6 protein-coding genes are annotated in these 15205 nt (G+C 48.0%); 2 read left to right on the top strand and 4 right to left on the bottom strand.

The window, feature by feature from the left end; all coding sequences use genetic code 11:
• Window positions 1-158: 158 nt before the first annotated feature.
• Complete coding sequence (locus L3V32_RS11050; protein ID WP_267136661.1) at window positions 159-8696, top strand: VCBS domain-containing protein; 8538 nt, start codon at window positions 159-161, stop codon at window positions 8694-8696.
• A gap of 159 nt (window positions 8697-8855) precedes the next feature.
• Here the strand turns inward: L3V32_RS11050 and L3V32_RS11035 are convergent, their stop codons facing one another.
• Complete coding sequence (locus L3V32_RS11035) at window positions 8856-10517, bottom strand: electron transfer flavoprotein-ubiquinone oxidoreductase (RefSeq protein WP_237284285.1); 1662 nt, start codon at window positions 10515-10517, stop codon at window positions 8856-8858.
• Window positions 10518-10655: 138 nt separating this feature from the next.
• Between L3V32_RS11035 and L3V32_RS11030 the strand changes: the two genes are divergently transcribed.
• The gene (locus tag L3V32_RS11030) at window positions 10656-11621 is read left to right on the top strand and encodes an electron transfer flavoprotein subunit alpha/FixB family protein (RefSeq protein ID WP_226420770.1); all 966 of its coding nucleotides are present in this window, start codon (window positions 10656-10658) and stop codon (window positions 11619-11621) included.
• A gap of 66 nt (window positions 11622-11687) precedes the next feature.
• On the opposite strand, the gene L3V32_RS11025 is transcribed toward L3V32_RS11030, so the two are convergent.
• The 3 genes from L3V32_RS11025 to pdhA are packed head-to-tail and all read right to left on the bottom strand — an operon-like array spanning window position 11688 to window position 14903.
• A complete protein-coding gene (locus L3V32_RS11025; protein WP_047009272.1) occupies window positions 11688-12836 on the bottom strand; it encodes a dihydrolipoamide acetyltransferase family protein in 1149 nt (382 codons plus the stop codon).
• Window positions 12833-13816, bottom strand: a complete 984-nt coding sequence (locus tag L3V32_RS11020; RefSeq protein WP_237284284.1) for an alpha-ketoacid dehydrogenase subunit beta — start codon at window positions 13814-13816, stop codon at window positions 12833-12835. The genes L3V32_RS11025 and L3V32_RS11020 overlap by 4 nt, the downstream gene beginning before the upstream one ends.
• The gene (gene pdhA, locus L3V32_RS11015; protein ID WP_012842500.1) at window positions 13809-14903 is read right to left on the bottom strand and encodes a pyruvate dehydrogenase (acetyl-transferring) E1 component subunit alpha; all 1095 of its coding nucleotides are present in this window, start codon (window positions 14901-14903) and stop codon (window positions 13809-13811) included. Before pdhA ends, L3V32_RS11020 begins: the two co-directional genes overlap by 8 nt.
• Window positions 14904-15205: the final 302 nt, after the last annotated feature.

Below are 15205 nucleotides of genomic sequence, written 5' to 3'. Positions count from 1 at the left end.
CATGAAAATTATTGATAGGATAATTGCGTGTTTTAGATGGGTTAATTGATGCTAGCTTACGTCCAATTGTGTATATCGCTTCTTGAAAATAAGTCTTATTACTTTCTTAGTTTTATGGACTTTGAGATTTTTGTATTTACTAAATGAGGTATAAGCTCTTGGTTGGACCATCAAAATTAACCGCACAAACCTATGTTGTAATCGGCCTAGATGGTCAAATTAAAGCTTTTGCGTCTAAAGAAAACTTGTTACCGGGAGAAGTGGTCGTTGAATTAGTAGAGGGGAAGATCCAACCTCAGCATGTATATATTGCTGACACAGAAGGTGAAGCTCAAACTGATTCTACCGACAAGCTTGCGAAAATATTAGAGGCCATCGAAAAAGGACAAGACCCGAGTGAACTAGGTGATGAATATGCTACTGAAGCTGGTGAAGTTACGGGTTCAAGTTTGACTGCCTCTGGTACTGTTGAACGAACGGGGGCAGAAGTACTAGCAAGTACTTTTTTTGAAACCGCCGGCGTGACGACAGAGCAAAGTACAACGCTATTTAATATTTCTCGATTCACAACCTCAGAGCTTGGTGAAACTGAAGCGTTGATTGATGGTGAAGATAGAGGTGCCGTTCAAGAAGACGTGACGCTTGGAACTTCTGGCAACCTCAGTGTTACTGATCCAAATACAGGTGAAGCGTTATTCCAATCACAGAGTGAGGTTCAAGATAGTTATTGGGGCGTCTTCTCAATTGATGCTTTCGGTAACTGGAATTATCAGCTGAATAATGAGCACGAAGAAGTGCAGGCTTTGGATCATGACAGTGACCCAGTCATCAGAAGTATTACCGTTTTATCTGTAGATGGCACTGAGCATGAAGTTGTGATCTCTATTACGGGCACTGAAGATGCGCCAGTCGTGACAGGTACGTTTACCGGTAAGGTGACTGAAGGCAATCTCGGTGATGTCGCGACCGCAACAGGCACCATTGCTATTACTGATGTCGATAATGGCGACGATCCGATTTTTGCAAACACCACCGTTACGGGCACCTATGGTGAGCTAGCATTGGTGGACGGGAAGTGGACGTATACGCTGGACCAAAGCCAGGTTCAACAGCTGGACGAGGGGGAGCAGGTGCAAGATACCATCACCCTGACGGCAACCGATGGCACCCAACAGAACATCGTGATTGATATTACGGGCACCGAAGACGCGCCAGTCGTGACGGGCACGTTCACCGGTAAGGTGACTGAAGGCAACCTCGGTGATGTCGCGACCGCAACAGGTACCATTACTATTTCTGATGTTGATAATGGCGATGAGCCAGTGTTCAGCAACACTACCGTTACGGGCACCTACGGTGAGCTAGTATTGGTGGATGGGAAGTGGACGTATACGCTGGACCAAAGCCAGGTTCAACAGCTGGACGAGGGTGATCAGGTGCAAGACACCATCACCCTGACGGCAACCGATGGCACCCAACAAAACATCGTGATTGATATTACGGGCACCGAAGACGCGCCAGTCGTGACGGGCACGTTCACCGGTAAGGTGACTGAAGGCAATCTCGGTGATGTCGCGACCGCAACAGGTACCATTACTATTTCTGATGTTGATAATGGCGATGAGCCAGTGTTCAGCAACACCACCGTTACGGGCACCTACGGTGAGCTAGTATTGGAGGATGGGAAGTGGACGTATACGCTGGACCAAAGCCAGGTTCAACAGCTGGACGAAGGTGATCAGGTACAAGACACCATCACCCTGACGGCAACCGATGGCACCCAACAAAACATCGTGATTGATATTACGGGCACCGAAGACGCGCCAGTCGTGACGGGCACGTTCACCGGTAAGGTGACTGAAGGCAATCTCGGTGATGTCGCGACCGCAACAGGTACCATTACTATCTCTGATGTTGATAATGGCGACGATCCGGTTTTTGCAAACACCACCGTTACGGGCACCTATGGTGAGTTGGTATTGGTGGACGGGAAGTGGACGTATACGCTGGACCACAGCCAGGTTCAGCAGCTGGACGAGGGGGAGCAGGTACAAGACACCATCACTCTCACAGCGACCGATGGCACCCAACAAAAGATCGTGATTGATGTTACGGGTACCGAAGATACGCCTATTGTTGAAGGTACGTTCACCGGCAAGGTGACCGAAGGCAATCTCGGTGATGTCGCGACCGCAACAGGCACCATCACCATCTCTGATGTTGATAATGGTGATGAGCCAGAGTTCAGCAACACTACCGTTACGGGCACCTACGGTGAGTTGGCATTGGTGGATGGAAAGTGGACGTATACGCTAGACCAAAGCCAGGTTCAGCAGTTGGACGAGGGTGATCAGGTGCAAGACATCATCACTCTCACGGCGACCGATGGCACCCAACAAAACATTGTGATTGATATTACGGGCACCGAAGACACGCCAGTCGTGACGGGCACGTTTACGGGGTCGGTGACCGAAGGTAATCTCGGTGATGTCGCGACCGCAACAGGCACCATCACCATCTCTGATGTTGATAATGGCGACGAGCCAGTGTTCAGCAACACTACCGTTACGGGCACCTACGGTGAGCTGGCATTGGTGGATGGGAAGTGGACGTATACGCTGGACCAAAGCCAGGTTCAACAGCTGGACGAAGGTGATCAGGTACAAGACACCATCACCCTGACGGCAACCGATGGCACCCAACAAAACATCGTGATTGATATTACGGGCACCGAAGACAAGCCTATTGTTGACGGTACGTTTACTGGCAAGGTGACCGAAGGCAACCTCGGTGATGTTGTGACCGCAGCAGGTACCATTACTATCTATGATGTTGATAATGGCGACGATCCGATTTTTGCAAACACCACCGTTACGGGTACTTACGGCGAGCTAGTATTGGTGGACGGGCAGTGGACGTATACGCTGGATCAAAGCCAGGTTCAACAGCTGGACGAGGGTGACCAGGTGCAAGACACCATCACCCTGACGGCAACCGATGGCACCCAACAAAACATCGTGATTGATATTACGGGCACCGAAGACACGCCAGTCGTGACGGGTACGTTCACCGGCAAGGTGATCGAAGGCAATCTCGGTGATGTCGCGACCGCAACAGGCACCCTTGCTATCTCTGATGTTGATAATGGTGATGAGCCAGTGTTCAGCAACACTACCGTTACGGGCACCTATGGTGAGCTAGCATTGGTGGACGGGCAGTGGACGTATACGCTGGATCAAAGCCAGGTTCAACAGCTGGACGAGGGTGACCAGGTGCAAGACACCATCACCCTGACGGCAACCGATGGCACCCAACAAAACATTGTGATTGATATTACGGGCACCGAAGACGCGCCAGTCGTGACGGGCACGTTCACCGGTAAGGTGACTGAAGGCAATCTCGGTGATGTCGCGACCGCAACAGGCACCATCACCATCTCTGATGTTGATAATGGCGATGAGCCAGTGTTCAGCAACACTACCGTTACGGGCACCTACGGTGAGCTGGTATTGGTGGATGGGCAATGGACGTATACGCTGGACCAAAGCCAGGTTCAACAGCTGGACGAGGGTGACCAGGTACAAGACACCATCACCCTGACGGCAACCGATGGCACCCAACAAAACATCGTGATTGATATTACGGGCACCGAAGACACGCCTATTGTTGACGGTACGTTTACCGGCAAGGTGACCGAAGGCAATCTCGGTGATGTTGTGACCGCAGCAGGTACCATCACCATCTCTGATGTTGATAATGGCGATGAGCCAGTGTTCAGCAACACTACCGTTACGGGCACCTACGGTGAGCTAGTATTGGCGGATGGAAAGTGGACGTATACGCTGGATCAAAGCCAGGTTCAACAGTTGGACGAGGGTGACCAGGTACAAGACACCATCACTCTCACGGCGACCGATGGCACCCAACAAAACATCGTGATTGATATTACGGGCACTAATGATGTTCCTGAATTTGTTAGTGGGAGTAATGACAACTTTGGTCTGGATGCCCAAGGTAAAACCGACATCGATAGTTACCAGTTTAGCGTTGATGAAAACAGTCAATCGGGTGTAATTGGAAAAGTAAATGCATTCGATGTCGATCAGGACAGTCAGATAACCTATCACTTAAACGGTCATAGCGAACTGTTTGAAATCAACAGTCTTACCGGTGAGATCAGTGTCAAAAATGGTGCAAATCCGGACCATGAATCTATCGATAACTACCAGCTAGAAGTGGAAGCTCGTGACCAGTTTGGCGGTAAAGACACCGCTCAGGTCGAAGTGTTGGTTCGCGATATTAATGAAGCCCCTATTGCTGAAGATGATAAGGGCATTGAAAAAACAACCAAGACACTTGACCAGAGCAACTGGGATGACAGTGTTGATATCACAGTTGATTATTATGTGATTGATACTCGATCTGGAAACAAGGTTTCTGATGCATCGAAAGCTGATTATGTTGGTGACGGCGACCACAAATATGGCGTTAGTTCTGCGCTAGACAGCGGCTCAGACCGGGTTCAAGATGGTCAGATTCGATATGATGATGCAACTGGACAAAGTGAAGCAATGCGCTTCTCCTTCGCTAATGGTCAGGTTGCCGATCATGCTGAAGTTGAAGTGAAAAACCTATGGACAGATACTTCGAACGGTAGCTGGGAGCCTGGTATTGAGCGCGGTGTTTGGAAGGCTTACTACAAAGGTGACTTGGTTGCGACAGGTGTGTTTGAAGGTACCCGTGGTGGTAATCAAGTAGTCAACATCAATGCAGATGGGCGTTTCTTCGATAGTATTGAAATGTCTACAACCAGCTATAAAGACGGTGTCATTGATCCTAAAGGCTCAGAGTACTTTATTACTCAGGTATCAGCGGACCTGACGACCTTTGATGAAGCTTACCAGACCAACGGCTCAGGCACTTTAGAGCTGGATGTTCTAGCGAATGACAGCGACCCGGACGGTGACGCTCTGACTATTATCGACTATCCATCAGAAAGCTTCCTTAGTCTGCAAGATGGTAAATTGGTCTTTGATGCGGCCAAGTACCTAGAGTCACTGCCAGCTGATCAACAAACCCTGAAAACGGGTGAAGTGAAAGATTATACCTTCGAATACACCATCCGTGATGACGACGGTCTGACTGATAAAGCAAAAGTTACCGTTAGTGTGATGGGTGAGCCTATGTCGCTCAGTGATGCACACGCAGCATTGGATGAATCTCAAGTTGGCACGGATACTGGCGTACATGCTGAAGGCAACTTTATCGCAAACCTCGGGTCTGCAACGGAGGCTGAATATCACTTCAACGCCGATCAAAACCTAGGTGGTTTCACCAGCGATGGTAAAGAGGTCGTGTTTGAAGTGAGTGCAGATCAGAGCACTCTAACTGGTTATACTGGAACAGGTGCCGACCGCATCAAAGTGGTTCAAGCCAGCATAGATAGCAAAACGGGTCATTTCACAGTTGATCAACATATGCCTCTTGATCATGCGGAGCAGGGGGCGGACATGCTGGATATCCGCGCTAGCGTCGAGGTGGATGCCGGAGGTCAGTCTGAGAGTGCCACCTTGCATCTGAATGTAACGGATTCATTACCGTCATCGTCTTCAGCTCACTACGAAATAAATGATGTTGATTCACAAAGTAATAGTGTTGTGATTGCACTTGATGCGTCAGAATCAATGCTCGACTGGGTAACAGATGCAGACGGACAATATGTTACTCGCTGGCAACTTGCTCAAGACTCTATTAAGTCAATGTTTGAGCAATACCAAGATTTGGGTCCAGTAAGTTTTAGAATTGCAACTTACAGCGGACAACCATCTGGCCAGATTTCTGAGTGGCTAGATTCTGCCGAGGCCATTGATGCCTTTATCTCTGGTATACATCCATATGCATCGACGCCATATAACCAGGCCGTTGACCAAATAAATGAAATACTTAGTGACCCAGAAGATGACGCATTGCTTAGTAATACCGATACCCAGCTTTACTTTATCTCAGATGGTCGACCTTCCGATTTTACCTATTGGACAAATCAAACAAACGTGGGAGAAATTCAAACCCGTGAAAACTTGATTAAGTGGTCAACATCAGATGATTTTGAAAGTGAACAGCGTTATCAGGACATAGTGAATGGTCGGGTTCAGCCTACTTCTGAAGAAGAGGGCATCATTCTGCAAAATGCGATGGAAAATAGCATCAGCAGTAGCGGTCAGGATGTTGAAAATATCTGGTCTGTTGGTATTGGTAATGGAGCGTCTCTGGAACATCTGGAGTCGATCGCGACAGATAAAGGCAGTGCTATTGTCGTTGTAGATGATTCTCAGATTGGGGATTTGCTTAGTAAAACGGTCTCAGGCCAGTTGCAAGGCAACCTTCTGGATGACAATGGCGGTGATGCTCAGTGGGTAGATCACATCACTATCGATGGCGAGATATATTACTACAACAAAGTAAACGGTGATGTCACTAACAGCGATGGCACGAAAATATCGGACCATTCTCTGGCGCAAATTGATACCAACCACGGCAAGCTGACCATTAACTTTGAAAATGGTCACTACGACTATCAAGCGAGCAATGTTGTAGGTCATCAACAAGAGAAGCTTAACGTTACGGTTATCGATGCTGACGGTGATACTACAAATAGCGAAGTTACCATTGATATCCGAGATCGCGCACCAGAATTCATCAGTGTCGGTGATACAGACCAAACCCATGGCACCGATGCCAACGGTATGCCAACAGAAGATACAGCAAGCTTTGACGTCGCTGAGCAAGAAGTTGGGGTATTAGTCGGCCAGGTGGAAGCGTTTGATCCGGATGGCAGTGACACCATAAAGTATGAATTGAGTGGTGGTGATGCTGATCTATTCCGTGTTGACTCTAATAGTGGTGAGATTTGGCTGAAAGATGGTGTAAAACTGGATCACTCGACTCAGCAAACGTATCAGTTGGAAGTGTCTGCAAGCGATGGTGTGGATACCGATACAACTCAGGTTATCCTGAATGTCACTGAGAACCATGCCCCAACCTCATCTCCAGTTCAGGGCTTTGCTCAGATGGAAGACTTACCGATCAATAAAGTGACGGTAGTGTTCGACCACTCGAACAGCATGACCCGCACCTTTGACGGTGAAAATACCGTGGGTCGTGAGGCAACCGCACCGAAAACTGAATCGAGAGCTTACAAAGCAGCAGCAGCGTTACATTCCATGGTTGAAAACATGATTGCCGGTGGAGGAGAATCAAATACCTATATCCGCCTGGTACGTTTCGACGGAGATACATCCACACATAGCTGGCTGACCTTGAGTGAAGTTGAGTTGATGACACGCCCACCAGAGATGAATGGCCGTGATCCAAACGATTTAAGTTTCCAAAATGAAGTGTCAGAATATGTGCGCAACTGGTGTGACGTAGAATACGGTACCAATACGGATTACGATAAAGCTTTAGAGGCTGTAATGGAGCCTGGTGAGGCAAGTAATGCCGTTTACCCTTGGCAGGATGGTTGGGACTATTTCGGTCCAGAAAAACCGTCTGAGAGTAAGGACACCATATTCTTTATCTCAGATGGCGAACCCAACCCTAGCGAGGGCGCTGTTACTTCTCCTGATCTAGCCGAGCGCTGGGAAGATTACAAACAGACTCATGACGCCAAGGTATATGGGATTGGTATTGCTCTCTCTGATAATGTCAAAGCAGCAGAGGCTCTAGATGAGCTTAGCGACAAAGTGGTGTTTATCGACTCAGGTGAAGACTTGGGGCAGTACCTAAACCAGTTCTCTCCCGATCCAATTGCCGGTGAGTTACTGGCGGGAAGCCAGGATGCTGATGGTGATAGCATGACCGTTTCTTTGGCAGAAGGCGATTTCACTCTGCTGGGCGCAGATCTGCACGGTGTAACTGTAAATCAGCCGTTAGTTTCTTCATCCAGTGACGTAGATGGTCAGCTTCATATCCAGACAGCGTTCGGCACTTTGGAAGTGTCATCCAATGGCAGTTATAGCTTTACTCAAAGCGATGAGCTTACTCTACAGGGAGACCAGCAGGCGGATTTGCATTTCTTGTTTAAAGTGTCTGATGGTAAAGGTGGCATAAGTGAAAACGTCTTTACACTTACATTGAACGATTCTGGCACCGATATTGTGCAAACTGAGCGCCATGCGTCGGTGGGAGATGAGTTTGCGAATAGCATCACTGGTGGCGAAAGCATTGATATTTTGCTAGGTCAAGCAGGTGAAGATACGTTGAATGGTGGCGCAGGCGATGACATTCTGGTTGGTGGGCTTGGAAACGATATCCTTATGGGAGGCCTAGGCAGTGACATCTTGACAGGTGGAGAGGGTCTTGACACCTTCACCTTTACTCAAGAATCACTGGACATGACGCCATCAAGAGATGTGATTAAAGACTTTAGGCTGGATGAAGACAAGTTGGATTTGAGTGACATTCTTGAGTTTGTCGGTGACGACACAACGGATATGGATAACTTGTTGGAACACGTAAGTGCAGACTACGATAGTGCCCTAGATACTCTGAATTTGACGATTACTGGAGAAGGCAGCAACACAATGTCCGTGGCATTAGAGAACTTTGATTTATCAGGGTTGGAGCTAGGGTCGTCAGCGACATCTCATGAAATCGTTGATCAGCTGTTCCATCACCAAGTTTTTAGCGTGGATTAATATTACCTGAAGATAAAGTTATTTTAGTAAACAGCACCTGATTGAATCATCAGGTGCTGTTTTTCTTTTCTGCTGTTGTTAGCTACCGACTTTTTGCTTAACCATTTTAAAAATTAGCAGTAGAAATGCACTGCTTCTGCACTTTAAGTGGTTCTTTGATTACATGTTTTGATAGCTTGGTCCGCCACCACCTTCTGGCGCTTTCCATGTGATGTTCTGTGAAGGATCTTTGATGTCACAGGTTTTGCAATGCACGCAGTTGGCGGCATTTATCTGAAACTTCAACTTACTCTCAACTTCCACCACTTCGTAAACCCCCGCAGGGCAATAGCGCTGGCTCGGCTCGTCATACATACCCAAATTGACATCAATTGGAATGTGAGGATAAGTCAGAACAAGGTGACAAGGTTGATTCTCTTCGTGCTGTGTTCCCGACAAAAATACCGACGAAGGCTTATCAAAACTGATTTCACCATCTGGTTTTGGGTATGTAATTGGTTGGCACTCTTGTTTAGGTTTTAACTGTTCGTGATCGTACGAATAGTCCTTGACAGTCCAAGGTAACGGCTTCTTAACCAGTGGTTGCCATAGGTTATGCTCAAAGGTCGAAAGTGCACCGCCCAGTATGCTGCCAAACTTGTGGATGTTCGCACCAAAGTTACGTGTTTCAGCGAGCTCGTCATACAACCATGATGATTCAAACAATGACTGGTAGTCTGGCTCAGAAGCCCCAGTTTGTAGGGCAGTATGTACTGCTTCTGCTGCAATGATTCCGGACTTCATAGCTGTGTGGCTGCCTTTAATTTTAGCGACATTCAAAGTTCCTGCATCACAACCAATCAATAAACCGCCGGGGAATTGCTGTTTCGGCAGGGAAGAAAGCCCACCTTTTGCAAGGGCTCTTGCACCATATGCGATACGTTGGGCACCTTTTAGGTGCTGCTCGATAGCTGGATGATGCTTAAAGCGTTGAAACTCGTCAAACGGGCTTAAGTAAGGGTTGCTGTAGTTTAAATCTACGATCAAACCGACCGCGATTTGGTTGTTCTCCATGTGATATAGAAAACCGCCGCCAGTGGTATTTGTCTCGCTCAAAGGCCATCCAGCGGAGTGGATAACACTGCCAGATACATCCTTGCTGTCAGTGGGTAATTCCCATATCTCTTTTAGGCCAAGCGCGTAGTGCTGAGGTTGCTTGCCTGCGTCTAGGTCGAACCTTTGAATAAGTTCTTTACCCAGATGTCCGCGACAACCTTCAGCAAAAAGGGTGTATTTTGCCTTTAGCTCGATACCTGGCTCAAAGTTAGATTTGGCTTGGCCGTTCTTATCTAGTCCCATATCGCTCGTATTAATGCCTGTCACGGCGCCACTCTGATCATAATTGATGTTTGCAGCGGCAAAGCCAGGAAAAACTTCCACCCCAAGACTTTCTGCTTGGTTAGCGAGCCAACGGCAAAGGTTGGCAAGGCTAATTACATAATTATTTTCGCCATTTATCATTGGACGTGGCGTAAGGAAATGAGGGACGCGAATATGGTTTTGCTCAGTAGTAAGATAAAGGAAATGGTCTTGCTGAACTGAGGCTGATAGCGGGGCATCCATTTCTTTCCAATCGGGGAAAAGTTCATCCAAGGCATTGGTTTCAAAAACAGCGCCAGATAAAATATGTGCGCCCACTTCTGAGCCTTTTTCTACAACGCAAATTGAAAGTGCGTCACCTTCACTATCTTGGTTGAGTTGAGCTAGGCGACAAGCGGCACTTAAGCCCGCAGGTCCGGCTCCCACGATCACGACATCAAACTCCATGCATTCTCGTTCCATCTATCTGCTTCCTTTCTATTATCGTCATCTGCGTGACAGGTTTTTGGTTTCTATACAGAAAACTATAGCTCAGTTGACGTTAACGTGAAGTGAACTAAGCTCAAGTAATGGATCTGACGTGTTATACGAGGCATGACCATGGACGACCAACCATTAGCAACACTTGTCATTGCGGAACATGACAACCAGTCCTTGGCTGTAGGGACGCTGTGTGCAATTAAAGCGGCATTTGATATCAAGGATGATGATAAATCGCTTCCTGTTTCTGTATTGCTTATTGGTTATCAGTGCCAATCGGTTTTGGATGAGTTGAAGTGCGTTAAGGGCGTTGCAGAAATTATCTGGATTGACGCAAAGGAATACGAGCATGGGTTAGCGGAAAACATTGCGCCTTTGATTTCACAAGTAGCCAAAAATTACTCACACATTCTTTCTCCTGCCAGCACGTTTGGTAAGAATGTGATGCCTCGCGTGGCGGCGTTGCTCGATGTAGGGCAACTTTCGGACGTGATGACCATCGAGTCTATCGATACGGTGATTCGTCCCATTTATGCCGGGAATGCATTGGCGAGAGTCGCGTCGAACGACCCCTTTAAAGTGATGACCATACGAAGTACGGCTTTTGATGCCCTAGATCTGTCAGACACACCAGTTGTCCCTAAGGTTACTCAAGTCGATACAGTGATTATCAACAAACTTAGTGAGTTTATTTCGCAGCAAACGCCAGAAAGTGAGCGACCAGAATTGCCAGCGGCTAGAGTGGTGGTATCGGGTGGTCGTGCATTCGGGAGTAAAGAGAAGTTTGCTTTAGTCGAACAATTGGCTGATAAGCTAGGTGGAGCGGTAGGAGCGTCCCGAGCGGCGGTTGATGCGGGGTATGTGTCTAATGACCATCAAGTCGGGCAAACTGGTAAAATTGTTGCACCTGAATTATACATTGCCGTCGGAATTTCTGGTGCTATTCAACATTTAGCGGGAATGAAAGACTCAAAGGTGATTGTCGCAATTAACAGCGATCCCGATGCGCCTATCTTTGACATCGCTGACTATGGGTTGGTCGGCGATTTATTTGAGGTGATGCCGGAGTTGCTAGAGAAGCTGTAGATATAATCTGTTCTCTCAAACAAAAGGCTTCCGAAATGGAAGCCTTTATCATTTGGTTTTTACCAGTTACTTTTCGCTCGGGCGTTGCAGGTGTTCTGCAAGCACTTTAGTAAACCTTGCTGCTTCACCACCAGTACAAGCGCGATGATCAAACGTTACTGATAGCGGCATTGCTTTCACCGAAATTGCTTGACCATTTCTTATCACCACTCGGTCGAGTATTCGACCAGCACCAACAATAGCGACTTGCGGAGGTGTGACGACAGGTGTCGCGTAAATGCCAGCAATCGCCCCGAAGTTGGAAAGCGTAATCGTCGCGTGCTGTAATTGCTCTCGACCGATTTTTCTCTCTCTGATCCCTTCAACAGTTTGATCGAGCCAACGACGAACATCTTGTGGCTCGTATTCATCTGCGTGGCGCAATACGGGTACGTACAAGCCATGACGGCTATCTACAGCAATACCAAGGTTAACTGTATTGTGCACGCAACGCGTCATGGTTTCTGCATCAAACCAAGCATTTAAAGCGGGCTCTTCCTGACACGCATGAACAATCGCTTGAACTAGGCGGATACTGATGTCTTCGTTCGGCAGCCAGTCTTCCAGCAACGCTTCTTCTGTAATGGTCACGGCAGCAACGTGCTCGTGTGACTCAGTCATCGAGGACACCATGGTGCGTCGAGCACCTTTCAATACTTCTGTGCCCGGACGCTGTTTTCCGGCTTCGTCGTAAATGTCGGCATCAACGATAAGACCGTTTGGACCACTGCCTGACACGAGATTAAGATCTACCCCAAGTTTTTGTGCCAATAGACGAGCCGACGGTAGAGCAGTAACTAGATTACTCTCAGTCGTGTTGTGATTGCCTCCAATCCAGAAGTCATCGACGTTAACGTGATGCGCTTGATGAGAAACGTTGCCGACAACGGTTGCGGCGTCAGCGGTCTCTTTTTTCTCTACCGTTGCCCCGCGCTCTGCGCCAGTTTCGTCAATTTCGAGTAGCAATGCGCCAATATTGACGATATCACCTTCTTCCCCATGGCGGCTGACTACACGGCCCGAGTAGGGGGCGGGAACGTCGACCGTCGCTTTTGCTGTCTCGACAGTTAAGATCACTTGATCCAACTTAACCATGTCACCGACATTAACGTGCCATTTTACAATTTCTGATTCAGCGAGGCCTTCGCCGAGATCGGGTAAGTTAAACGTCTTCATTTCCAATCCTCCACGAGTTCGCGCGCTGCGGTCACAATGTCTTCTTCCTGAACCATGAAATAATCTTCGTTACGGTAATAAGGCATAATGGTGTCCATTCCAGTTACTCGTTTAGGTGGGGCTTTTAGTAAGCACATGGCGTGTTCGGCTGTTCGAGCTAAAAGCTCAGAGCCCACACCACAAGTTTTACTCGCTTCATGAACAACGAGTAAACGTCCGGTTTTTTCTAGTGAGCTGAAAATCGTTGCGGTATCAATTGGCTTAATGCTCGCCAAATCAATCACCTCGACTTCAATCCCTTGACTAGATAAGGTCTGTGCGGCTTGAAGTGACTCTACGACGCATGCGCCCCAAGTAACAAGCGTGATATCTCGCCCCTTACGTAAGGTGAAGCAGGTGTCGAGTGGAAGTGCTTCGCCATTATCAACGACTTCAGATTTTACGGTTCGATAAATGCGTTTCGGTTCGAAGAACATGACAGGATCATTACTTCGAATCGCGGCGAGAAGCAGGCCGTATGCGCGTTGAGGTGAAGAAGGAATCACTACTTTAAAGCCAGCAGTGTGCGCAAATAGCGCTTCTACACTTTCTGAGTGGTGCTCTGGAGCGTGAATACCGCCACCAAATGGCGCACGAAAAACCGCAGGGCAAGTGAGGCGACCGCGAGTTCGGTTACGCATGCGTGCCGCGTGGCACATTAAGTGCTCCATTGCCGGAAAAACAAAACCTTGAAATTGAAATTCGGCGACAGGTCGTAATCCTTGCGTTGCCATGCCGACCGCAACACCGCCGATTAACGCTTCAGCGAGTGGCGTATCGATCACTCGTTTGAGACCAAACTCTTGTTTGAGCCCTACGGTGGCACGGAATACGCCACCATTATCACCTACGTCCTCACCTAACACGACAACATTTTGGTCTTGTTGCATTTCGTGGTGCAGAGCGAGGTTTACTGCTTCAACTAACGTTAGCTCAACCATGTTTGCCTCCCTGCATTCGCATTGCTTTGTTGATGAGTTCATCTCTTTGAGCGTGAAGCTCTTGGGGAAGCGATTCATACAAATAATCGAACCCAGTTTCAGGTGCTTGTGACGGTAAGCTGAGGTAGCGCTCAACTGCCAGTTCCACTTGTTCCTTGCAGTATTCTAGCCATTGTTGCTCTTGTTCATCGCTCCAAGCACCTTGATTAAGGAGATACGTTTTAAGACGTGCTATAGGTTCGTATTGCCATGCGGTTTGAACATCGTCCTCTTTACGATAACGAGTCGCATCATCGGCCGTAGTGTGGTCACTTAATCGGTAACTGACCGCTTCGATGAGTGTTGCGCCTTTCCCTTTTCTCGCTCTCTCAAGTGCGGTCTTAGTTGCATCATAAACGGCGACTACATCGTTACCATCTACCGTAATGCCCGGGATGCCAGCGCCTTGCGCTTTTTCTGATAAGAAATCGGCAGCACATTGAAGGCTACGCGGCACTGAAATTGCCCACTGGTTGTTATTCACAACGAAAACAAGTGGAATATTCCAAGCACCCGCACAGTTTATTGACTCTAGAAAATCCCCTTTGGATGTACCGCCATCGCCGCACATGACTAGCGCAGCTTCATGGTTACCTTGAATTTTCAGTGCGGAAGCCACCCCGACAGCGTGCGTACATTGCGTCGCAATGGGGACACAGAATGGAAGATCTCGGCTAGGAATTGGGCTGCCCTCAGGAGCAAAATCACTACCGCGCTCATCACCGCCCCAGTATTGAAGATTCTTCTCCATGCCAATACCACGACACCACATTGCAGGCATATCGCGATAATAAGGGACAAATACATCATCGGCTTTCAGCGCTCTGCCGACCGCAATGCCGATGGCTTCAGCACCTAGGTGCGAAGGGTAGGTCCCTAACTTGCCGGTGCGTTGCAACGCAACGGCTTTGTTGTCGTAAGTGCGAGTTAATACCATGTCTCGGTAAAACCCGACCAAAGTTTCAGTGTCAGCCCAGTTGGGTAGTTGGCCGACTAGGTCCCCATGATGGTCGATAAACCGATGCATGGGTAATGCCTGAACGTTCATCTCAAGCTCCTTTTGACGCTGCGTGTCTTTTGGACTGCAGCTGTTCATATCAAACCAGAGTTTGTATGGGTACTCAAACTCTGATATCAGCGCAAAGGCCATACCTAAGGTTGCTTGTGTTTTCTATAGCTGTAGGCATCTGTACGTCCTTTAAACTATTTTCCGATAACACCGCTGCGGCTATTTCATCGCAAGACACAGAGAAACATTTTTTCTGCATCTAACCCTCTAACTAAATCGTGGTATAGCCAGATACAATAAGTGTAAACAAATTGTTAAATTATGCTTCATTTTGACTTTCG

Source organism: Vibrio sp. J2-4 (assembly GCF_021728155.1).
GTDB classification, from domain to species: Bacteria; Pseudomonadota; Gammaproteobacteria; order Enterobacterales; family Vibrionaceae; genus Vibrio; species Vibrio diabolicus.
Note: the sequence above shows the minus strand (reverse complement) of the source record. Positions and strands in the feature narration are given on the sequence as shown.

What these genes read in the sequence shown, in the direction of transcription:
- L3V32_RS11030 (WP_226420770.1), top strand. Translation starts at nt 10,656, where the DNA reads ATGGACGACCAACCATTAGCAACACTTGTCATTGCGGAACATGACAAC.
- L3V32_RS11020 (WP_237284284.1), bottom strand. Translation starts at nt 13,816, where the DNA reads ATGGTTGAGCTAACGTTAGTTGAAGCAGTAAACCTCGCTCTGCACCAC.
- L3V32_RS11025 (WP_047009272.1), bottom strand. Translation starts at nt 12,836, where the DNA reads ATGAAGACGTTTAACTTACCCGATCTCGGCGAAGGCCTCGCTGAATCA.
- pdhA (WP_012842500.1), bottom strand. Translation starts at nt 14,903, where the DNA reads ATGAACGTTCAGGCATTACCCATGCATCGGTTTATCGACCATCATGGG.
- L3V32_RS11035 (WP_237284285.1), bottom strand. Translation starts at nt 10,517, where the DNA reads ATGGAACGAGAATGCATGGAGTTTGATGTCGTGATCGTGGGAGCCGGA.